This window comes from Streptomyces herbicida (assembly GCF_032656585.1).
In the GTDB taxonomy this organism is placed as follows: Bacteria; Actinomycetota; Actinomycetes; order Streptomycetales; family Streptomycetaceae; genus Streptomyces; species Streptomyces herbicida.
Genome location: NZ_JAUYWJ010000004.1, coordinates 223,736 through 244,489 on the forward strand (window position 1 = coordinate 223,736; position 20,754 = coordinate 244,489).

The 20,754-nt window shown below is 71.8% G+C and carries 15 protein-coding genes; 9 read left to right on the forward strand and 6 right to left on the reverse strand.

Translation table 11 applies throughout. From position 1 onward, the window contains the following. The first annotated feature begins 186 nt into the window (after window positions 1-186). Window positions 187-1,719, forward strand: coding sequence for a M1 family metallopeptidase (locus Q8A52_RS10735; protein WP_408649182.1), 1,533 nt, complete (start codon window positions 187-189; stop codon window positions 1,717-1,719). A gap of 3 nt (window positions 1,720-1,722) precedes the next feature. Here the strand turns inward: Q8A52_RS10735 and Q8A52_RS10740 are convergent, their stop codons facing one another. From Q8A52_RS10740 to Q8A52_RS10755, 4 genes are all read right to left on the reverse strand, one after another. Continuing rightward, complete coding sequence (locus Q8A52_RS10740) at window positions 1,723-2,202, reverse strand: DUF4186 domain-containing protein (protein WP_316750476.1); 480 nt, start codon at window positions 2,200-2,202, stop codon at window positions 1,723-1,725. A gap of 54 nt (window positions 2,203-2,256) precedes the next feature. Further along, window positions 2,257-3,348, reverse strand: coding sequence for a mechanosensitive ion channel family protein (locus Q8A52_RS10745; protein WP_316750478.1), 1,092 nt, complete (start codon window positions 3,346-3,348; stop codon window positions 2,257-2,259). A gap of 234 nt (window positions 3,349-3,582) precedes the next feature. Continuing rightward, window positions 3,583-4,347, reverse strand: a complete 765-nt coding sequence (locus Q8A52_RS10750) for a crotonase/enoyl-CoA hydratase family protein (RefSeq protein WP_316750480.1) — start codon at window positions 4,345-4,347, stop codon at window positions 3,583-3,585. Between the two features lie 64 nt (window positions 4,348-4,411). Further along, entirely contained in the window at window positions 4,412-5,386 is a 975-nt protein-coding gene (locus Q8A52_RS10755; RefSeq protein ID WP_316750482.1) for a lysylphosphatidylglycerol synthase transmembrane domain-containing protein, read from the reverse strand. A gap of 171 nt (window positions 5,387-5,557) precedes the next feature. Here Q8A52_RS10755 and Q8A52_RS10760 point away from each other — a divergent pair, with 171 nt between their 5' ends. Then, on the forward strand, window positions 5,558-7,435 hold the full coding sequence (locus Q8A52_RS10760) for an ABC transporter ATP-binding protein (protein WP_316751014.1): 1,878 nt from the start codon (window positions 5,558-5,560) through the stop codon (window positions 7,433-7,435). A 388-nt stretch (window positions 7,436-7,823) separates the two neighbouring features. Here Q8A52_RS10760 and Q8A52_RS10765 read toward each other — a convergent pair whose 3' ends face one another. Continuing rightward, on the reverse strand, window positions 7,824-8,675 hold the full coding sequence (locus tag Q8A52_RS10765; RefSeq protein WP_316750484.1) for a LysR family transcriptional regulator: 852 nt from the start codon (window positions 8,673-8,675) through the stop codon (window positions 7,824-7,826). An 80-nt stretch (window positions 8,676-8,755) separates the two neighbouring features. Between Q8A52_RS10765 and Q8A52_RS10770 the strand changes: the two genes are divergently transcribed. From Q8A52_RS10770 to Q8A52_RS10795, 6 genes are all read left to right on the forward strand, one after another. Continuing rightward, complete coding sequence (locus Q8A52_RS10770; RefSeq protein ID WP_316750487.1) at window positions 8,756-9,256, forward strand: cupin domain-containing protein; 501 nt, start codon at window positions 8,756-8,758, stop codon at window positions 9,254-9,256. A 14-nt stretch (window positions 9,257-9,270) separates the two neighbouring features. Further along, window positions 9,271-9,633 carry a DoxX family protein gene (locus Q8A52_RS10775; RefSeq protein ID WP_316750490.1) on the forward strand — a complete coding sequence of 121 codons (363 nt, stop codon included), beginning with the start codon at window positions 9,271-9,273 and terminating at the stop codon, window positions 9,631-9,633. 84 nt (window positions 9,634-9,717) lie between these two features. Then, window positions 9,718-11,307: a TIGR02677 family protein gene (locus tag Q8A52_RS10780; RefSeq protein WP_316750492.1), complete on the forward strand. Its 1,590-nt coding sequence runs from the start codon at window positions 9,718-9,720 to the stop codon at window positions 11,305-11,307. After that, window positions 11,307-12,644 carry a TIGR02678 family protein gene (locus Q8A52_RS10785; protein ID WP_316750494.1) on the forward strand — a complete coding sequence of 446 codons (1,338 nt, stop codon included), beginning with the start codon at window positions 11,307-11,309 and terminating at the stop codon, window positions 12,642-12,644. Before Q8A52_RS10780 ends, Q8A52_RS10785 begins: the two co-directional genes overlap by 1 nt. Further along, entirely contained in the window at window positions 12,641-16,849 is a 4,209-nt protein-coding gene (locus Q8A52_RS10790) for a TIGR02680 family protein (RefSeq protein WP_316750496.1), read from the forward strand. The genes Q8A52_RS10785 and Q8A52_RS10790 overlap by 4 nt, the downstream gene beginning before the upstream one ends. Then, entirely contained in the window at window positions 16,846-18,144 is a 1,299-nt protein-coding gene (locus Q8A52_RS10795; RefSeq protein ID WP_316750498.1) for a TIGR02679 family protein, read from the forward strand. Before Q8A52_RS10790 ends, Q8A52_RS10795 begins: the two co-directional genes overlap by 4 nt. A gap of 21 nt (window positions 18,145-18,165) precedes the next feature. Here the strand turns inward: Q8A52_RS10795 and Q8A52_RS10800 are convergent, their stop codons facing one another. Then, window positions 18,166-18,627 carry a restriction endonuclease subunit S domain-containing protein gene (locus tag Q8A52_RS10800; RefSeq protein WP_316750501.1) on the reverse strand — a complete coding sequence of 154 codons (462 nt, stop codon included), beginning with the start codon at window positions 18,625-18,627 and terminating at the stop codon, window positions 18,166-18,168. A gap of 410 nt (window positions 18,628-19,037) precedes the next feature. Between Q8A52_RS10800 and Q8A52_RS10805 the strand changes: the two genes are divergently transcribed. Next, window positions 19,038-20,726, forward strand: a complete 1,689-nt coding sequence (locus Q8A52_RS10805; protein ID WP_316750504.1) for an ABC transporter substrate-binding protein — start codon at window positions 19,038-19,040, stop codon at window positions 20,724-20,726. Window positions 20,727-20,754: the final 28 nt, after the last annotated feature.

Below are 20,754 nucleotides of genomic sequence, written 5' to 3' on the forward strand. Positions count from 1 at the left end.
GCTCGACATCAAGATATCTCGTGACCGCCCCCGACTCGACAGGGGCCCGTGACTCGAAAGATCGCCGTTCGGTGCAACCGAATCGGTGGGTCCGGTGGTCATGACAAGACGATCGCCCACTCACCGACGGCCGGACCGACCACCCGGCCGCCCGAGCGAAAGCGGACCATGAGATATCGCAGCAGAGTGACGGCCCCGGCTGCCGTCCTGATCGGCACGGCGACCGCACTGACCGTGGGCACCACGGCCCACGCACGGCCCGGCACGGGGGACGACCAGGGAACTCCGGGCCCGGAGACTCTCGGGGACCCCGTCTTCCCGGCCCTCGGCAATGACGGCTACCGCGTCCACTCGTACCACCTGGACCTCGCGTACGACGCCACGACCAAGCTCGTCGACGCCACCGCCACCCTGAAGATCCGCACCACCCAGGCCCTCACCCGTTTCTCCCTCGACGCGCTCGGCCTGGACATACGCTCCGTACGCGTCGGGGGCCGCACCGCCGCCTTCGAGCAGGCCGACGAGAAACTGCGGGTGACGCCCGAGCGGGAGCTTCCGGCGGGGGCGCGGACGACCGTCTGCGTCGAGTACTCCGCCGACCCGCGCCGCACCCTCGCGCACACCGCCTGGGTGCCCACCCCCGACGGGTTCGCGGTCTGCCCCCAGCCGAACTCCGCGCACACCGTCTTCCCGTGCAACGACCACCCGTCGGACAAGGCGGACTTCAGCTTCCGCATCACCGTCCCGAACGGGCTGCGTGGTGTCGCAGGCGGCCTTCTCACCTGCACCGAGCCCGTCGACGGTGACCGGACCGCGTACTCGTACCGCTCGCGCTCCCCGATCGCCACCGAGCTGGTCCAGATCACCGTCGGCGACTACCTGGTCAAGGACCGGCAGGGCCCGCACGGCCTGCCGCTGCGCGACGTCGTACCGACCGCCCGGGCCACCGCCCTGGAGCCGGCGCTCGCCCTGACCCCCGGCCTCGTCGAGTGGCTCGAGGCGCGCCTGGGCGCCTTCCCCTTCGAGACGTACGGACTGCTGCCGTGCAACTCCGACGACCCGAAGGCCTTCGACTTCACGGGCCTGGAGACCCAGACACTCACCCTGTACAAGCCGAACTTCCTGCTCCAGGAGGAGAAGAAGATCGGCTCGCACATGATGCACGAGCTGGTCCACTCCTACTTCGGCAACATGGTCAGCCCCGCCACCTGGGCCGACCTGTGGCTGAACGAGGGCCACGCCGACTTCTACGGGCTGCTCTACCGCTATGAGCGCGGCTGGGCCGACTCCCTGGGTCTGACCACCATGGAGGCCCGGATGAAGGACACCTACGCGCGCGGCGACCAGTGGCGGCACGACTCCGGTCCCGTCGCCGCCCCCAACGCGGTCAACCTCTTCGACAGCCAGCGCTACCTGGGCGGCGTGCTGGTCCTGTACGCGTTCCGGCAGCTGGTCGGCGAGGACGCCTTCCATGCCGTCGAGCGCGCCTTCCTGGACCGCTTCCGCAACGCCTCGGCGACGACGGAGGACTACATCGCCGTCGCCTCGGAGGTCACCGGACAGGACCAGTCCGGCTTTCTGCGCGACTGGCTGTACGGCACGACGACCCCGCGCATGCCCGGTCACCCCGACTGGACGGTCAACAAGGTGGCCTCGTCCCTCGTTGCGCCGCACAGTCTGCGCGGCGGGCACCACCACGACAACTCGGCCACGCTCTGACACCTAGGGCGCCGAGCGGTGGCGGGCGGGTGTCCGACCGCCCGCCACCTCGCGCTCGATCCAGCGGCAGATCACGTCCACCACGTAGACGCGCTCCGCGCGGGTCAGCTCACGTCCCTTGGGGATGTGATGCCAGCGCTGGAGGCAGGTGCGGCAGCAGGTCGCGGTCGCGTGCTGGGCGACGAAGACCGGGTGGCCCCGGTACGGGGTCTGCCTGCCGTCCTTGTACGGCTCGGCCGGTGCCAGCCGCCTGGCGATCAGGTCGTAGGCGTGCCAGCGGATCGTGGCGGGCCCCTGGAGCTCGGCGGTGGCCAGATCCCGCCCCCGCAGCCGGAACTTCGCCCGGAACGGATGCCGGGCGATCGTGTCCAGCCGTTGGTCGAGCGAGCGGGTCGCGGGATCCGGGATCGACGGGTCCGGGGCCGCCGGGTCTGGGATCGACGGGTCCGGGTCCGGGATCGAGGGGTCCGGGAGAGGAGTCATGCCGCTTCCGAGCATACGGCGACCGCCCCACGGACCCCACGAGCCTCCCGGCCGCTACTCGAAGGCGGCCGGGCTCGACGCCACCTCGTCGGCGGTGCGCTGCTGCGGAATCACCACCGCGCCCTGCTGCAGTGCCACCGTCCGGGTGGGGGACGGGATGCGGATGCCCTCCTCGCGGTAGCAGCGGTGCAGGCGCTTGATGAACTCGTGCTTGATCCGGTACTGGTCGCTGAACTCGCCCACGCCGAGGATCACCGTGAAGCCGATCCGGGAGTCGCCGAAGGTGTGGAAGCGGATGGCGGGCTCATGGTCCGGCAGTGCGCCGGTGATCTCGGTCATCGTCTCGGCGATCACCTCGGTCGTGACGCGCTCGACCTGGTCGAGGTCGCTGTCGTAGCTCACGCCCACCTGCACCAGGATGGTCAGCCGCTGCTCGGGCCGGGTGAAGTTGGTCATGTTCGTCTTCGCGAGCTGCCCGTTGGGCACGACCACCAGGTTGTTGGAGAGCTGGCGGACCGTCGTCTGACGCCAGTTGATGTCCACGACGTACCCCTCCTCACCACTGCTCAGCCGGATGTAGTCGCCCGGCTGGACGGTCTTGGAGGCGAGGATGTGGATGCCCGCGAAGAGGTTGGCGAGGGTGTCCTGGAGGGCCAGCGCGACGGCCAGACCGCCGACGCCCAGGGCGGTGAGCAGCGGCGCTATGGAGATGCCCAGCGTCTGCAGCACCACCAGGAAGCCGATCGCCATGACCAGCACCCGGGTGATGTTGACGAAGATCGTGGCCGAACCGGCGACGCCGGAGCGGGACTGGGTGACCGATTGCACCAGACCGGCGATCACCCGGGCCGCCGACACGGTCACCGCGAAGATGAGCAGCACCTGGAGGCACTGGTTGGTGTGGTGCTGGACCGTCCTGGTCAGCGGCAGCACCGCCGCCGCGGCGGCCGCACCGCCCGCGATCGCCGCCCAGGGCACGACGGTGCGCAGTGCGTCCACCATCACGTCGTCGCCGCTCCAACGGGTCCGCTTGGCGTGCTTGGCCAGCCAGCGCAGCAGCATGCGCGACAGGAAGGCCGCCAGCAGACCGGCCGCCAGCGCCACGCCGGCGAGGATCAGGTCGTCCAGGGTCAGCGCGCGGTTCACTGGTCACCTCCGGGTCGGGAAGCTGCGGCGGACGGTGCCGCCGGCGGCCGGATGTGAAGTCTCGTCACGATGTCACCTGCTCGTTTCCGGGATGTGCGGTCGCACCGGGCCGTACGGCGTCGTCGACCGGCGCGACCGCTCATCCTGCCGTATCCGGCACGGGAGTTCGCACCCGTCCGGCACCGAGGACCCGGCGATCCGTCCCGAACGGGGCGTCATCGGTACCGGGTTCGCTCACAGCTCCGTGAACGACCCGTGCCGGCCGGCACCCCCGGCGAACCGTGCCGCGCCCTCCAGCGCCTGGGCCAAGACGTCCATTCCGTACTGGAGTTCACCCCGCATCGCGGCCGGCTCGGCCAGCCCGTCCTGATCGAGGACCGAGGCCCGGTCGCCGCGCAGGCACGCCTGCGGGAAACGGGCCACGGACGCCGCCAGCTCCTCCGCCTCCTGGCGGGCCCGGCCGGTGGGGACGAGCCGGTTGGCCAGCCCGATCTCGTAGGCCTCCCGGGCCGGTACCGGGCGGCCGGTGAGGATCATGTCCATCGCCCGGGAGGTGCCGATCAGCCGGGGCAGCCGTACGGTGCCGCCGTCGATGAGCGGGACGCCCCAGCGGCGGCAGTACACGCCGAACACCGCGTCCTCCTCCGCGACCCTGAGGTCGCACCACAGAGCGAGCTCCAGACCTCCGGCGACGGCGTGCCCGGCGACCGCCGCGATCACCGGCTTGGACAGCCGCAGCCGGGTCGGACCCATCGGGCCGTCGCCGTCCTCGGCGACCCGGTTGCCCCGGTCCGTGCCCATCGCCTTCAGGTCCGCGCCGGCGCAGAACGTGCCGCCCTCACCCCACAGCACCGCCACCCGGGCGTTGTCGTCGGCCTCGAAGGCCCTGAAGGCCGCGGCGAGTTCCGCCGCCGTCGGGCCGTCCACGGCGTTGCGGACCTCCGGGCGGGAGAGGACGACCGTGGTGACGTGATCCTTGCGCTCCAGACGTACGGGCACGGGTGAGGCTCCTTCCTCGGGCGCCGGCCTCGGACGCCCCGTCGGGTCGAAGGAGCACTCTGCCTCAGATGACCTTCAGCCGCACCAGCGCGCCCAGCGTCAGGGCACCCGGCACCAGCGGCACCCAGACCGTGATGATCCGGTAGGCGAGCACCACCGCGGTGGCGACCGCCGCCGGACCGCCCGCCGCCACCAGCGCCACGATCAGCGCCGCCTCCACGGAACCGAGGCCGCCCGGCGTGGGCACCAGGGCGACCGCGACCGTCGCCGCCAGATACGCCAGCGCCATGTGGGCGGGCGGCACCGGCAGCCCGAGAGCCTGCCCCACCGCGGCGAGGCCGGCGGCCTGCAGCGCGGGAAACGCCAGCGAGCCGCCCCACAGGGCCAGCGCCCGGACGGGCCGGGCGTGCACCGACCGGGCCTCGCCCAGCGCGGTGCGCAGGAAGGAGTTCACGGCCGTGCGCAGCCGTCGTACGCACGCGAGCGCGCCCGCCGCGGCCAGCAGCAGGACACCGGCGCCGAGGAGCAGCGGGACCAGTGTCCCGTGCGGCAGCAGGGTGCCGAGTTGCAGCGCGTCCGGGAAGGCGATCAGCAGCACCGCCAGCAGGGACAGCCGGCCGACGCTTTCCGCCAGGAGATACAGCGCGAGCGCCGCCGAGGAGCGGGCGAGTGGAACGCCGCACACCGTCATGAACCGCAGGTTCACGGCGCTCGCGCCCAGCCCGGTGGGCAGCAGATGGTTCGCCGCGCCCGCCGCGAACTGCGTGGCCAGCAGCCGCCGTTTCGGCAGCGGCTGCACCACCGCGCCCTGCCGGGTGATCGCGGCGGCCACCCAGGTCAGACAGGTGGCACCGCCCGCGGCCAGCAGCCACGGCCAAGAGGCCGTCCGCAGATGGCCGAAACCCTCCGCGAGCACGGAGCGGTGCCGCACCGCGGCCACGGTGACGAGCAGGAGCGGCACCAGGCACAGGACCTGGCGGACGGGGACGCGTCGGGGGAACCGTCCCTGGGGGAGCTGGGGAAGTTGTACCGCTGTCACATCCGGAGAGGTTTTCCGTGCCGCGCCAACAGCGGGTGGCCGAATCGCGGACGGCGGCTTACGGACGGAAAGCGGCTGAGGGGGGAGAGTCATCGGAGCCTTCGAGCGGGAGGACGTCCATCGGGCATTGACCTCAACGAAGCTTGAGGTCTTACGTTCTCTCCCATGAGCATGGAGACCACAGCCTGGACACAGCTGCACAGTGTGATGACCGCCCAGCAGGAGCGCCGCCCGTTCGCGCGGGCCACGCTGCGCCGCATCGCCGCGTTCGCCCGCCCGCACCGCCGCCGCATCGTGTGGTTCGTGCTGCTCGGGGTGGTGACCGCGCTGCTCGCCGTCGCGACCCCCGTGCTGGCCGGCCGCGTCGTGGACGCGATCGTGTCGCACGGCGACCCGGGCAGGGTCGTCCGTCTGGCGCTGCTCATCGCGCTGATCGCGGTCGCCGAGGCGGCGCTCGGCATTCTCGGCCGGCGGCTGTCGGCGACGCTCGGGGAGGGACTCATCCTCGACCTCCGGACGGCTGTGTTCGATCATGTGCAGCGCATGCCGGTCGCGTTCTTCACACGCACTCGTACGGGAGCGCTCGTCAGTCGACTCAACAACGACGTGATCGGCGCGCAGCGGGCGTTCAGCAACACGCTCTCGGGAGTGGTCAGCAATGTGGTCACGCTGCTGCTGACCCTGGCCGTCATGCTCACCCTGTCCTGGCAGATCACGCTGCTGGCGCTGGTGCTGCTCCCGGTGTTCGTGATCCCCGCCCGCCGGATGGGCAGCCGGATGGCCCGTATGCAGCGGGAGGCGGCGGCGCTCAACGCGGCGATGGGCACCCGTATGACCGAGCGCTTCTCGGCCCCCGGCGCCACCCTGGTCAAGCTGTTCGGCCGCCCGGAGGAGGAGTCGGCCGAGTTCGCGGCCCGCGCCGCCCGGGTCCGGGACATCGGTATCCGTACGGCGACCGCCCAGACGGTGTTCATGACCGCGCTGACCCTGGTGTCCTCGCTGGCCCTCGCCCTGGTCTACGGCCTCGGCGGCTGGTACGCCCTGCGCGGCACCCTGCAACCGGGCGCGGTCGTGTCCCTGGCGCTGCTGCTGACCCGGCTGTACGCGCCGCTCACCGCGCTCGCCGGGGCTCGCGTCGAGGTGATGAGCGCGATGGTCAGCTTCGAGCGGGTCTTCGAGGTGCTCGACCTGAAGCCGCTGATCGAGGAGAGACCGGACCCGCAGGAGCTGCCCGAGGGGCCGGTGACGGTGGAGTTCGAGGACGTCCGCTTCGGCTACCCGTCCGCCGACAAGGTCTCCCTGGCCTCCCTGGAGGAGGTCGCCTCCCTCGACACGCGCGGGGGCGCCGAGGTCCTGCACGGTGTCTCCTTCCGCGCCGAACCGGGCCAGACGGTCGCTCTGGTCGGTTCCTCCGGCGCCGGCAAGTCCACGATCGCCGCCCTGCTCCCGCGCCTGTACGACGTCGACGAGGGCGCCGTCCGCCTCGGCGGCACCGACGTGCGCGACCTGAGCGCCGCCTCCCTGCGCGCCAGCCTCGGCATGGTCACCCAGGACGGCCACCTCTTCCACGACTCCGTCCGGGCCAACCTCCTGCTGGCCCGCCCCACGGCCACCGACGAGGAACTGTGGGAGGCACTGGGCCGCGCCCGCCTCGACGAGGTCGTACGGTCCCTGCCCGACGGTCTGGACACGGTGGTCGGGGAACGCGGCTACCGCCTCTCCGGGGGCGAGCGCCAGCGCATGACCATCGCCCGTCTGCTGCTGGCCCGCCAGCGCGTCGTCATCCTCGACGAGGCCACCGCCCATCTCGACAACACCTCCGAGGCGGCCGTCCAGGAAGCCCTGACCGAGGCGCTGGCCGACCGGACCGCCGTCGTCATCGCCCACCGCCTCTCCACGGTCCGGGCGGCGGACGTGATCCTGGTCGTCGAGGCCGGCTGCATCGTGGAGCGGGGCACGCACGAGGAACTCCTGGCGGCCGGCGGCCGGTACGCGGAACTGCACCGCACCCAGTTCGAGAAGCAGGCGGCGGAGGCCACGGCGCCCTGAACGGCGACAACGGGGTCCGGACCGCCGGTCGGTCCGGACCCCGCGGTGGTCCGTGTGCCGAAGGTTGGCCAGTGACGAGAGGGGTGGGCGGTCAGGGGGTCACGCTGAAGCGCGCCACGACGGTGCGGTCGGCGTCGACGGTGATGTCGTACTCCGTCGTACGGGGGTGCGGTCACGGCCAGTGGCAGGGTGGTCAGGAGGGCGGACGCCGCGGCACGGACGGCGAACGAGGAACGGCGCATGGGGACCTTGGGCCTCACCCTGGGGAGATTTGTCCCATGAGCAGTTCATGCGCGCGCACGCTGCCGTCGTAGCCGTGCGTAAGGGTGAGCCCGAGTGAGGGGGCTCACCCGGCCGGTCATCCGGTCGGACATGGACGCTCGCGTGCTCAGAGGCGATAGGCGTCGGTCGCGATCCGGACGAACGAGTGGATCAGCGGATTCGTGTCGCCCTCGTTCCAAGCCGCCACCACACGGCTCTGCGGCATGTCGATCAGCGGCACCACGGTGAGCCCCTCTCCCGGCACGTGGTCCACGAGGGCCATGCCGACCGTGCCGTTCCAGAGCACGGCCTGCACGCACTCCTGGACGGCACGCACCACCGGACCCTCCCGAGGTTCGCCGCCGTTCCAGTACGACTGCCACCGGGGATCGGTGCCCTCCGGGAACAGGAACCAGCGGCGGCCGGCCAGATCGGCCAGCTTCAGACTGCCGCGGCGGGCCAGCGGATCGTCGGTGCGCAGCAGCGCTCCCACCGGGTCGGCGCGCAGTTCGTGCACGGTCAGTCCGGTCTCGTCGAACGGCCCGCGGGTCAGGGCGATGTCGACCAGTCCGGCGTGCAGCCCGCAGGTGGGATCGGTCAGGTCGGTCTCGCGGATGCGGACTTCGACGTCCGGGTGCCGCCGGTGGTAGGCGCGGGCCAGCCGGGTCGCGCCCGGGTCGCTGGTGTCACCCAGGAAGCCGACGGTGAGGGTCGCGGCGCCGGCCGCCGCGGCGACACGGACGCGTGCCCGGTCTGCCTGGTCCAGCAGGGTGCGCGCCTCGTCGAGCAGGACCGCGCCTGCCGGAGTGAGCGCGACACCGGCGGAGGACCGGTCGAACAGCCTGGCGCCGACGTCGTTCTCCAGATACTTGATCGCCCGGCTCAGCGGTGGCTGGCTCATGTGCAGCCGGGCGGCGGCCCGGCCGAAGTGGAGTTCCTCGGCGACCGCCACGAAATAGCGCAGCGTGCGTAGCTCCATGCTGCAACGATACCCGTACGGTATCGAGGTCTCGGAACGGGTCTTGGACACCTCCGGAGCCCCGGCAGTGGAATCGAGGCATGACCGACGAACCGACGACCAGTGAGCCGACTGCCGACCCCGCCGTATCGGTGGTAGGTCCGGGCGAGGGCGAGACGATCGTCCTGGGCACCACGCGGATGCGTGTCCTCGAGGACGGCAGCAACACCGGGCACCGCCTAGGGATCGCCGAATCCGTCCTCGCGCCGCACACACCGGGACCGCCGCAGCACCGTCACGCCCGGCACGACGAGGGCTTCTACATCGTCTGCGGCACGGTGCGGTTCACGGTCGGGCAGAAGGAGTACGACGCCACGGCGGGCACGCTCGTGATGGTCCCGCCCGGAGCCCCGCACACCTTCGCCAACGTGACCGGCCAACCGGCCGTCATGCTCAGCACGTTCACGCCGGACCTGTATGTGCAGTACTTCCGGGACCTGCGGGAGTTGTTCGCGGGCGGTCGGGCGCCGGTCCCGCAGGCGAACATCCGGGTGATGAGCCGTTATGCCACCGAGCTTGCCACCGACTTCGCCCAGAAGTGACGTGGACGGGAACCATGAACGTCGCCTATTGGATCGTCGCCGGCCTGCTCGCCCTCTTCTACCTCTACGCGGGCGGGGTGAAGGTGGCCCGGAGCCGAGAGCAGCTCCTGCCGATGATGGCCTGGGTGGACAGCACCCCGATGCCCGCCGTCCGGGCCATCGGGGTGATCGAAGTGCTCGGCGCGAACGGGCTGATCCTCCCCCCGCTGACCGGCATCGCACCCCGGCTCGCCCCGGTTGCGGCCCTCGGGTTCGTGCTCCTGCAGATCGGCGCGACGAGGGTCCACCTGAGCCGCGGAGACCGCCGGGTCGCCCTCAACGTCACGCTCATGCTCACCGCGGGCGTCACCGGCTGGCTGGCGACGACTTGGCTGTGACATGGGGCGGGGCCCAGCCGGAGAAGAGGCCGGTTTTCCTTGACTTCCTTCGCAGTGTCAGTGGTGGTCCGTACGCTCGACAGCGTGGAGGGGAAAGAGAGAAGTGCACCACCAGGGGAGGTAACGGGCGCGGAGACGTGGCAGCGGCTGAGCGCGTACGGGTATCTCAGCGCGCCCGAGCGCCTGGAGTACATCGCGGTGATGCGAGTGTTCTGCGGCACGCTGCTGGCCGACCTGTCCGTGCCCGACCTCCTGGCCAAGCTGGCGGAGAAGGGCGGCCCGGCGGCGGCGCTGGACGCGGAAACTCTCACACGCAGGCTCGAAGAGCTCGTGCGCTGGGGCAATCTCCTGCGCAGCACCCACACCGTCAAAGCGACGAGTATCAGCGAATACCAGCGCTCGCGGTCCCGCTACCAGCTGTCGAAGCTGGGGGAGCGCGTGCAACGGGACGCGGACGAGGTACTGGGCGGGGCGGACGCGGCACGCGAGGTGAGCAGCGAGTTGCTGGCCCTCGTCGACCGCGGCCTGCGCGAGATCGCCGCCACAGCCGCAGCGCCCGGCGGCGCTGATCCCCAGCGGGCGCTGGAACGGATCAGCACGCTCTTCGTGCAGTTCGCGGAATTCGCCGAGTCCGTCCGGGACTTCTACGCCTACCTCGGCCAGGTGCTGGCACGCTACGACCTCGACTCGGCCGAGTACCAGGGGTTCAAGGAACTGCTGCTCGACTACGTGGAGGCCATCACCGAGGACGTCTCCTTCCGGGCCCCGCGCATCGCCGCTCACCTGGACGCCGTCTGGCCGCACCTCCCCGCGCTGCTCGCCCGTATCGACGCGCACGCGGCCGGCATCGGAGCGCTCGCCGAAGGACTGCCCGAAACGCGGGTGCAGCGCAGCCGCGGACGGGACTTCGCGGACTGGGAGGGGCTGCGCGAATGGTTCACCACCACGGGAGTGCACGCCGGCCAGGTGGATCAGCTTCGCGACGCCACCCTGCGCGCCCTGCAGTCGCTGCTCGCCAACGCCAAGCGAATGCTGCGTTCGGCCTCCGGTGAGATGTCCCGTCGCAAGGATCTGCTGCGGCTCGCGGCCTGGTTCGATGCCGCGGAGCCACAAGAGGCCCATGACCTGGCGGTCGCCGCCTTCGGGCTCTACGGCGCGCGCCATCTGGGGGTGGCACCGAACCCCGACCGGTCCGTACCGGCGTACGTGAGTTGGTGGACCGGGCCCGTGGTGGACGTGCCGGTGGCACTGCGTGAGCGCGGGAGCAGGGCTCCGCGCGGACGGGCCGCGGCGGCCGAGGACCACTCGGAGCAGAAGCGCCGCCTCATGGAGCAAGCGCGGCAGCAGGCCGAGGCCCGGCAGGCGGCGGCCGACGAACTGCGCAGCGCCTCGGGCAGGTTCGAGCAGGTGCGCCTCAGCGTCCCGGCCATGCGACTGCTGCTGGAACTCCTCACCACCGCCCTCGGCAACGCCCAGCTCCACAAGGACGCCCGCGACTTCCTGCTCGACGGCGCGGAGGCGGACGACGCGGACCTCGGCATCCGGCTGACCGCGTGGCGCACACCCGGCCGGTCCACGGTCCTACGGTCCGTGGACGGCGACCTGACGGCGGACGATCTCACCGTGGCCGTCGAGAACGCGTCCGTGCCCGCGGTGGGGGAGGCGAGCGCCTGATGCCCCTGCCCTCCGCGCACGACGTCGCACTCGCGGCCGAGCGCCGCACCGCCGCCCGGCTCCTGCTGGCCCACCCCCTGGTCACCAGTACCGGACCGCACAGCGACGCCTTCCCGCTCATCCGGCGCCATGCCGACTGGCTGGCCCAGCGCTTCCAGCAGGTGTTCGGATACCGCCTGCTGGTGGAGGCCTCGTACGCCCGGCTGTTCAAGGCGGGACTCGGCCCCGGCTCCGGCCACCGCCTGGAACGGCCGTCGACCGGAACGCCGTTCAGCCCGCGGACGTACGCCTACCTGGCCCTCGCGCTGTCGGTCCTCGTCACCGCCCCGGAACAGCTCCTGCTCTCCCAGCTCGTCGCCGACCTGCGGGCCGCGGCCGTCGACGCCGGCATCGAGATCGCCGACACCGGGCGGCAGGCCGAGCGGCGGACCCTCGCTGCCGCGCTGCGGCAACTCGTCGACTGGGGTGTCCTGGTGGAGACCGAGGGCCATGTCGCGGCCGTCGCGGAGGAGCGGGCCGGGGAGGCACTGCTCACCGTGGACCGCGAGATCGCGCGCGTCGTCGTCGCCGGTCCCCTCGCGCAGAGCCGTGACGGCGCGGACCTCGTGCGCCGGGCCGCCGACCCCGGTTTCGGAGGGCCACGCACCTACGTCCGCAGGCGTCTCGTCGAGACCCCCGTCGTCCACCTCGACGACCTCACGGACACCGAGCGCGAATGGCTGCGTACCCGGCAGCGACGCGAGGCGCAGGCCTTCTCCGAACTGCTCGGCCTGGAGGCCGAGATCCGCGCCGAGGGCATCGCCCTGGTCGACACCGACGACGAACTCACCGACCTGTACCTGCCGGGCACCGGGACGGTGGCTCAAGCCGCACTGCTCCTTGTGGAGCGGCTGGTCGACCGGCTGCGTCCCGAAGACCCGGGCCATCCGGCAGTAGGCGGGCGGCTCGTCATCGGCGTACCTGTCCCGCACGGGCTGCTTCCCCGCCTGCTCGACGAACTGATCGAGGAGTACGGCAGACGCAGCACCTGGCAGCGCGGCCATCTGGAGGACCGGGACGGATTCCTCGCGGCCGTACTCGACCTGCTCGTCCGGATGCGTCTGATGGCTCCCGCCGGGCCCGTGCGCGCGGATGGCCACGGCCTGCCCGAGGGATACGAGGAGACGGCGGCCGACGGTCGCTCCATCACCGATGTCTCCCAGGCGCGCGGCCAGGACCGTGCGGACGGCGGCTGGATCCTGCTTGCCGCAGCCGCCCGGTACGCCACCACGGTGGCGGCCAAACCCCGCACCGACCAGTCCCCAGCGGACGACGTCTCCAAGGAGTCGCCCCGATGAACCGCCCGCCGACCCCGCACCGTTACCGACTGCACCGAGCGGGCATCCGGAACGTCTGGCAGTACGACGAGCAGGAGTTCGCCTTCGGTGAGGGGCGCCTGCTGCTGCGCGGCAAGAACGGCGCCGGCAAGTCCAAGGCCCTGGAGATGCTGCTGCCCTACCTCCTCGACGGCGACGCCCGCGCGCTGGACGCCACGGGAACCGGGCGCACCACCCTGGCCTGGCTGATGCTCGACGGCTTCGAGCAGACCAACCGGCTGGGCCATCTGTGGCTGGAGTTCGCGCGGACGGACGAGAAGGGGAGCAACCACTCTCTGACCGTCGGCGCGGCCATCCGCGCGTCCCAGTCGACCAAGACGGCGAAGCCGTTCTTCTTCACCACTGGGCTGCGGGTCGGCGAGGAGCTCGACCTCGCCCCCGCGGGCCAGCCACTTCCCGTCGACCAGCTCAAGGCGCTCGTCGGCTCGGAGAACGTCACCGACCGCGCCGTCGAGCATCGGGCCAGGGTCGCCCGCGACCTGTTCGGCCTCACCGACCCGGCGCGCTACCGCAATCTGCTGCATCTGCTGCACCGGCTGCGCCGTCCCACCATCGGCGACCGCATCGACTCCGGCGGACTGGTATCCGTCCTCGCCGAGACCCTGCCCGCCCTCGACGACGAGGTCGTGGAGAAGGTGGCCCGCAGCCTGGACGACCTGGACTCCGTAAGGGCCTACCTCGGGCGTCTCGAACGCACCGACCAAGCGCTGCGCACCTTCCTCACCGGCTACCGCGGCTATCTGCACGGGGCGCTGCGCCGCCGCACGGACCAGGCGAGCGGTGAGCTCGAGCAGCTGATGGAGTACCGCAAGGCCGCAGGTGAAGCGGCGCGAAAGGCGGAGGGGCTCCGCGAGCGCGAGCAGGAACTCGGTAGCCGCATCGAAGTCCTCGACGGCGAGTCGAGTGCCGCCGAGACGGACCTGGCCGCGCTGCACGCCAGCGCCGGATACCGCAGCCTGACGGAACTCGCGGAGAAACGCGCCACCGTCACGGCCTTGCACAGCGCGGCTGTCACCGCCTTCAAGGCGGTCCGCCAGGCGCACGTCAACCAGGAGGAGGCAGGACAGCGTCTCACCGCCGAGGCGGGACGGCTCGGTGAAGAACTGGTCGAACTGAGCACCGCCCACAGCGAGCTGCTGCGGGAAGCCGAGCGGTCGGGGGTCGACCCCGTGCACCTGGGGGAGCCCGTGGCGACACCCGCCGCGCCGGTCGCACCCGCCACCACGGCCGAACTGACGGCACCGGAAGGCGACTTCCACCTGGTACGGCACAGTGAGGTGCTGGCGGTCGACACCGGGACCTGTACGACCGCGCTGCACGCCTGGGACGCCCGGCTTGACGCGGCGCAGCCGGTGATCAGGAACCGCTCCCGGTTCGTCACCGAGCTGAGCGCCCTCATCGAGCGGTCGAGCGAGGTCCAGAGGCAGGCGGACGATGCCGACGCCGTCCGTGAGCGCCTGGAGGACCAGACGGACCACGCGCGCAGCCGGGCCGAGCAGCGCCGACAGGAAACCGTACGCGAGGCAGAGGCGTACGCCACCGCGGCCAGGGCCTGGATCGAGCGGCTGCGGAACTCCACCGGAGTGCCCTTGGACGCCGTGCTCGCCCTGGTCGCGCCTGACCCGGCCGACGGTCCGCTGCCCGCCCGGGCCCCCGACGAGGTGGTCGAAGCGGTCCGGTCGGCCGTCGACCCGTGGTTGGCGGAACTGGGCGCGGAGCGCGACGATCTCTCCCTGGCCGTCCGTGAACTGGAGGCCGAACGGGACCGCCTCCGGCACCGGCGCGAGGAATGGGAACGCCGCACCGACCCGGAGCCCCCGCCCCCGCCCCACCGCGCGGCTCCCCGCACGCCCGGCACCGGAGCGCCCCTGTACCGGCTCGTGGACTTCGTCCATGATCTGGAGCCGGACTCGCGGGCCGGTCTGGAAGCCGCGCTGGAGGCGAGCGGCCTGCTCGACGCCTGGGTGTGTGCCGACGGCACGGTCCTGGACCCGGCCACACATGACACCCTCCTGGTTCCAGGAGCATCCGTGGCCGGGGCGACGCTCGCCCGGGTGCTGCGGCCGGTTGCCGCGCCGGACAGCGGAGTGACAACGGAGCAGGTCGCGCGCGTGCTGGCGGCGGTGGCTCTGGCCGGCGCAGGGGGCCTCGCCGACGATGCCGACACGGCGGACGCGGCAGAGGCAGGGGCGCACACCGCGATCGGTACCGACGGCTCGTGGAGGCTCGGCATCGCCCACGGCCGCCACGCCAAACAGGACGCCGAGTACGTGGGCGCGGAGGTGCGTTCCGAGACACGCCGCCGGGCGCTGGCGGAACTCGACCGTCGACTGGCCGACGCAGAGAGTGGCCTGGCGGAGCGCCGGCGCGGTCTGCGGATCCTCACCGAGCACCGCGACCAGGTCGGCGACACCCTGCGACGCCCGCCGCCGGCCCGTGGGCTGACGGATGCGTGGGCCCGTACGGCCGAGGCCGAGCGCGTCGCCGAATCCCTTGCCTCGCAGGCGTCCACGGCCGCCCGCGAGGCGGAGCAGGCACGGGCCCGCGCGGTCGCCGCAAGACGCGAGACCGAGGCGACGGCGAGTGCTCAGGACCTCCCGGCGGACCCGGCCGCACTCGAAACGGTCCGTCTGGCCCTGGACCGACTCGGGCAGGGGACTCAGCGACTGCGGCAGCGAGTGCGCGCCGTCCAGTCAGCCGCCGACGGCCACCGCGGCGGCCGGGCGGACTACGCGCGTGCCGAGTCGGCCCGCCGGGAGGCCGAGTCGGACTACGCCGAACCGCTCGGCCGCCTGGATGCAGCACGCCGTACCGTCCGGGCCCTGGCAGCCGCCCTCGGCGCCACGGAGCAGGAGACCCTCGCCCGGGAGGCCGAGGTGAGGCGCCGCCTGGACGCCGTGGAACGCCAGCTCCCGCACGCGCGAAGGGACCTGGCCGAGGTGCACGACCTGCGCGTACGGGCGGAAGAGGACGAGAGGGCGCGGCGCGAGACCCGCGCAGCTCAGGAGGCCGAAGTCTTGGCCTGCGGCAGAAGACTGCGTGCGGCACTGTCGTTGCCGGGTGTGCTGAGGGGAGCGGGTCTCGACGCCGGCGCGGACGAAGGGCCCCTGAAGTCCCCGGACCCCGTCCACCACGACGTGAGGGAGCGCATCGCTGCGCTGCGCCTGCTGGTCGAGGCCGTGCTGCGCGGCCTCGATGCCGAACGCCGTGACGTCTCGGACACCACCCTCCTCAACCGTCACACCGAACTGCGCGACCAGCTCTCCGGCGGCTACGACGCGACGATGGAGGAGAACGACGGCATCAAACTGTGTCGCCTCGTCGACGACCACGGCCCGCACGACATCGCCGCGGTCGGCGCGCGCATCGCCGCCGAGGCCGCCCAGGCACGTGACCGCCTGACGGAGCGTGAACGCGAGGTCTTCCAGCGCTTCCTGACAGGAGAGCTGGGCGACCACCTCTCCTCGCAGGTGCTGGCCGCCGGCGCCCTGGTGGCTGCCCTCAACACCACCCTCGCAACGGTCCGCACGTCACACGGCTTGGGCGTCACCCTCGACTGGAAGCTGGCCGACGGTGTGGAAGCGGACGTCAAGGCGGCCGTCGACCTCCTGCGCAGCCCCTCCGGCCTGCGCACCCGCGAGCAGACCGAGCAACTGCGCGACCTCCTCCAGCGCCGTATCGAGGACGCCCGCCGCGCCGACCCGGCCGCCGGCTACGCGGCCCACCTGCGCACCGCCCTGGACTACCGCGGCTGGTTCACCTTCACCCCCTGGGTGGTGAACGACGCGGCACCGGGCAGCCGCCGCAGACTCTCAGGCCGCACGGGCCTGAGCCAGGGCGAACAGCGGGTCCTGTCCTACCTGGTCCTCTTCGCCGCGGCGGCCGCCCACTTCACCAGCCTCGCCGACGCCGCCCCGCACGCACCCCGCCTGATCCTCCTCGACGACGCGTTCGCCAAGGTGGACGAGCCCACGCACGCCCGCCTCGGCCGCATTCTCGTGGACCTGGACCTCGACTTCGTGCTCACGAGCGAACGCCTGATCGGAAACTGGCCCGACGTACCGTCCCTCCACATCTACGAATGCCTGCGCGACCCGCATGTCCGGGGCGTGGCCACGCTCCACTACACGTGGAACGGGCGGCAGCGGAGGCTGATGTCGGTATGACGGCACCTGGACGAGCCGACGAACACCCCCCGGATGCCGACGCCCTCGCGTTTCTCACCCGGCCGGGCCTCACCCGCCTCTGGACGGCGGCACGCACCCGTCTCGAACGCAACGGCCTCCAGCCGACCGGAACCATCAGGCTCGAGCACCTGGACGCACAAGAACGCGAGGCACTGTCCCTCCTGCTGGCCAGACCGGTCACCGGCCTCACCGCCACGATCCGCCTGCCGGACCTGGACGCCCGCCTGCGCGCCAGCGCGGTCGGACGGGGCCTGTCCTCGACGCTGGAGATACTGGGCCGGCCCCTGACGGACCGCCGGGCGGTCCGCCGAGCCGCGGCGGCCGAACGGGCCCGTGTGTGGTCGACGGCTCAGGCCGAGGTGGAAGCCACGTCGCTGTCGGCTCAGCCCTGGACGGCACAGTGGCTGGAGGAGATACGACGCGGCGGCACACTCGCCCGCCAGGATCCGCACACCGCGACGACCGTCATCAGACAAGCCGTCCAGACCCTGGCGACGCTTTTCCCCGGCACGGGTCCGCGCCCCACCCCGGCCTCCTGGGGCCGCGGCGAACTGGCCACCCGCGCCACCGGTTCGGCCCACGGCCTGGACGACGGCACGCTGCTGTCCCGGCTGGTCCTGCGCGGCATCGCGCTGGCCCGGGGCGTCGAGTTCCCCGTCGACGCGCCGGCGCGCAGGGCCCTGTGGCGCACGGCCTCGGTCACCCCGGACGAGGTCTCCAGCACGGCGCTCGCGTACGCCCTGCGCCCCACCGGCGGCACCTGGCGGGAGGCGGCCCTGCGCGAGCGTGCCGACCACCACATGGAAACCCATCTGACCCTGCGCGAACTGCGCACGCTGAGCCTGCAGATGCCGCCCGGCACCCGGGTACACGTCTGCGAGAACCCACGCGTGATCGAGGCCGCGGCCGACACCGGCCGTACGGCGCCCCTGATCTGTACCTCGGGGAGCGCGACGACGGTCGTCCTCACCCTCCTGGACGCATTGGCGGCGGCAGGTTGCACGTTCCTCTACCACGGTGATTTCGACTGGCCCGGCATCGCCCTGGCCAACCGGATCACGCAGCGGTACGGAGCCGAGCCGTGGCGTATGCGAGCGGCCGACTACGAGTACCTCGCGACACGCGCGCAGGTGCACGGAACACCCCAGATCGCCCTCACCGGACCGTCGGAAGAGGCCGTGTGGGACGCGGAACTGGCCCCCGCCATGAACGCCCTGGGAATCGCCCTGCACGAGGAGGCGGCGCTCGATCTGCTGCTGGAGGACCTCGGGTGAAGCCCCCGGCCGGTCACCACGTCAGACGCTCAGCCCGCCCGCCGCGAGCAGATCGATCACGTCGTTCACCAGCCCCCCTCCCATGCCGCCGGCGTCGACGAGTTGCGTCTCGAAGGCCCTGAGACCGCGAAAGACCTCGGCGTATGCTGCCTGTTCCTCCAAAGGGAGTTGGAGGACCTGGAGGCGCCGGATGTCGACCCGCCACGAACTGGAGGCGTGGGTTCCTGCCTGCCGTCCGTTGGCGGGCGCGCGCAGACAGCCTGCGAGGAAGTGGGCGTCCAGTTTCGCGGGGTCCACCCGCAGGGCGTAGAGCTGGGACCCGAGGGCCGTCGGAGGCCCGTCTTGCACCCATGCCTTGAACGCACGCACGACACCGGCGACCACGACGTCGCCCTTCTCGGCGATCGCGGATGCCGATGCGGCGTCGACGAGACCGCTGGGAGTGCCGTCCGCCAGCAGGTCGGCGACGGTGAGGAGGGGCACGGTGGATTGCCGGGTGCCGCCGCGCCGTTCACCGGCTGTTGTCCTGCGCGCAAGGACAGGGCACCGGCCTTGACGAGGTCGCCCACGTCGGCCGTGGTCTGCGGCCTGTCGGTGTCGAAGCCGAGTTCCGACAGACGCCGGGCTCGACAGGCCAGGTCGGTGAGCCGCGTCTGAAGACAGCACCGCCCGCATCCGGATCTACGTACGTAGCTCTGACGCGTACACCGACACCGTCTGGACCTACAAGTGGTGACCGCGTTGGGCGGGACGCTGCCGAGCGGATCCCCATAACCCGATGTTGTGGGGATCCGGGATCTGGCCGTCGGGGCCGACCGCCTCCACCCTTGGCCCAAGCCGCTGTGCAATGTCACATCGCATTGCATCACAGGGAACATCGCATAGGAGTCATCGTGAGAGCACGACGTTCCGTGATGGTCATGGCCGCCGCTCTCGGACTCGTCGCCGTCGCCGGTTGCGGGGGAGCCGGCGACGCCGACGGGCAGGGCGGGTCCGCGAGCAAGGGGGGCACACTTCACGTGCTTTCCAGCCTCGACCTGGAGCACCTCGACCCGGCCCGCAACTACGTCACCTCCTCCGAGGACGTGGGGCGCCTCATCTACCGGACGCTGACGACGTACGCGGCGGCACCCGGGCCCGCCGGCGGCAAGATCGTGCCGGATCTGGCGACGGACACCGGCCGCCCGAGCGACGGGGCCCGCACCTGGACCTTCACACTCAAGGCGGGGGTGAAGTTCGAGGACGGCCGGCCGATCACCAGCCGGGACGTCGAGTACGGGGTCGAGCGGTCCTTCGCCGCGGAACTCCCCGAAGGGCCGCCGTACGCACGCATGTGGCTCGCCGGAGGCCGGAGTTACAAGGGCCCTTACAAGGACAAGGACAAGCACGGGCTCGCCTCGATCGAGACCCCCGACGACCGGACGATCGTCTTCAAGCTCAACCGCCCGGTGGCCGACTTCGGTTCCGCGGTGTCGCTCCCGATCTTCGCCCCCGTTCCGCCGGACAAGGACACCGGTGTCCGGTACGACAGCAGGCCCTTCTCCTCAGGTCCGTACAAGATCGGGACCTTTGAACCCAAGAAGAGGCTCACGCTGGTCCGTAACACCCACTGGAGTCCGGCCACCGACACCGTGCGCAAGGGCCTGCCGGACAAGATCGTGATCGATCTCAACCTCGACCCGGCCGTCGTCGACCAGCGGCTCATCGCCGCTCAGGGACAGGACGCGGACGCCGTCGCCTTCGAGCCGGTCGGCCCGGCCTCGGTCGGTCCGGTGATGGCCAACCCCGCGGTACGCAAGCGGCTGGTCAGCGGCGAGTCGATCAACACGCGCTACCTGAGCGTCAACACCCGGCACAAGCCGCTCAATGACGTCCGGGTGCGGCAGGCGATCGCCTACGCGCTGGACAAGGAAGCGCTGCGCACCGCCCGGGGCGGCCCGATCGCCGGGCGACTGGCCACCACCTTGTTGCCGCCGTCGCTGCCCGGCGCCGTCTCCGACGATCCCTTCCCGAGCCCGGGCGGCAAGGGCGATCCGGCCAAGGCGAAGGCGCTGCTGGCCCAGGCGGGCCGAGCCTCGGGCCTGACCCTCACGCTCGACACCCCGGCCACCGCGGGCGGCCAGGCGCAGGGCGAAGCGGTGCAGGCGTCCCTGGGGAAGGCGGGGATCAAGGTGAAGATCAACGCGATCAGCTCGTCGGCGTTCTACAGCACGGTGGGCAACACCGCCCAGGAGCACGACCTGGTGATCGACGGCTGGACACCCGACTGGCCCGGCGCCTCCACCTACCTGCCGCTCGTGTTCGACGGCCGGCTGATCACCGCCGAGGGCAACAACAACCATGCCCAGTACGACTCGGCCAGGGTCAGTGCCCGCATCGACGAGATCGCCCGGATGAAGGGCCCGGCCGCCGCCGCGACCGCCTACGGCCAACTGGCCGAGCAGATCATGCGTGACGCTCCGGTCGTGCCGTTCCTGTGGGACAAAGCGGCCGTCCTGACCGGGCCTCATGTCACCGGCGCCTACGGGCACATCGCCTACGTCGGACGACTGGATCTGGTCTCCCTGGGGCTGCGCAAGTGACCGCCACGATCCCCGCCTCGGTGCCGTC

What these genes read in the sequence shown, in the direction of transcription:
- Q8A52_RS10740 (WP_316750476.1), bottom strand. Translation starts at nt 2,202, where the DNA reads ATGACTCCTCTCCCGGACCCCTCGATCCCGGACCCGGACCCGTCGATC.
- Q8A52_RS10760 (WP_316751014.1), top strand. Translation starts at nt 5,558, where the DNA reads ATGGAGACCACAGCCTGGACACAGCTGCACAGTGTGATGACCGCCCAG.
- Q8A52_RS10765 (WP_316750484.1), bottom strand. Translation starts at nt 8,675, where the DNA reads ATGGAGCTACGCACGCTGCGCTATTTCGTGGCGGTCGCCGAGGAACTC.
- Q8A52_RS10770 (WP_316750487.1), top strand. Translation starts at nt 8,756, where the DNA reads ATGACCGACGAACCGACGACCAGTGAGCCGACTGCCGACCCCGCCGTA.
- Q8A52_RS10775 (WP_316750490.1), top strand. Translation starts at nt 9,271, where the DNA reads ATGAACGTCGCCTATTGGATCGTCGCCGGCCTGCTCGCCCTCTTCTAC.
- Q8A52_RS10785 (WP_316750494.1), top strand. Translation starts at nt 11,307, where the DNA reads ATGCCCCTGCCCTCCGCGCACGACGTCGCACTCGCGGCCGAGCGCCGC.
- Q8A52_RS10790 (WP_316750496.1), top strand. Translation starts at nt 12,641, where the DNA reads ATGAACCGCCCGCCGACCCCGCACCGTTACCGACTGCACCGAGCGGGC.
- Q8A52_RS10795 (WP_316750498.1), top strand. Translation starts at nt 16,846, where the DNA reads ATGACGGCACCTGGACGAGCCGACGAACACCCCCCGGATGCCGACGCC.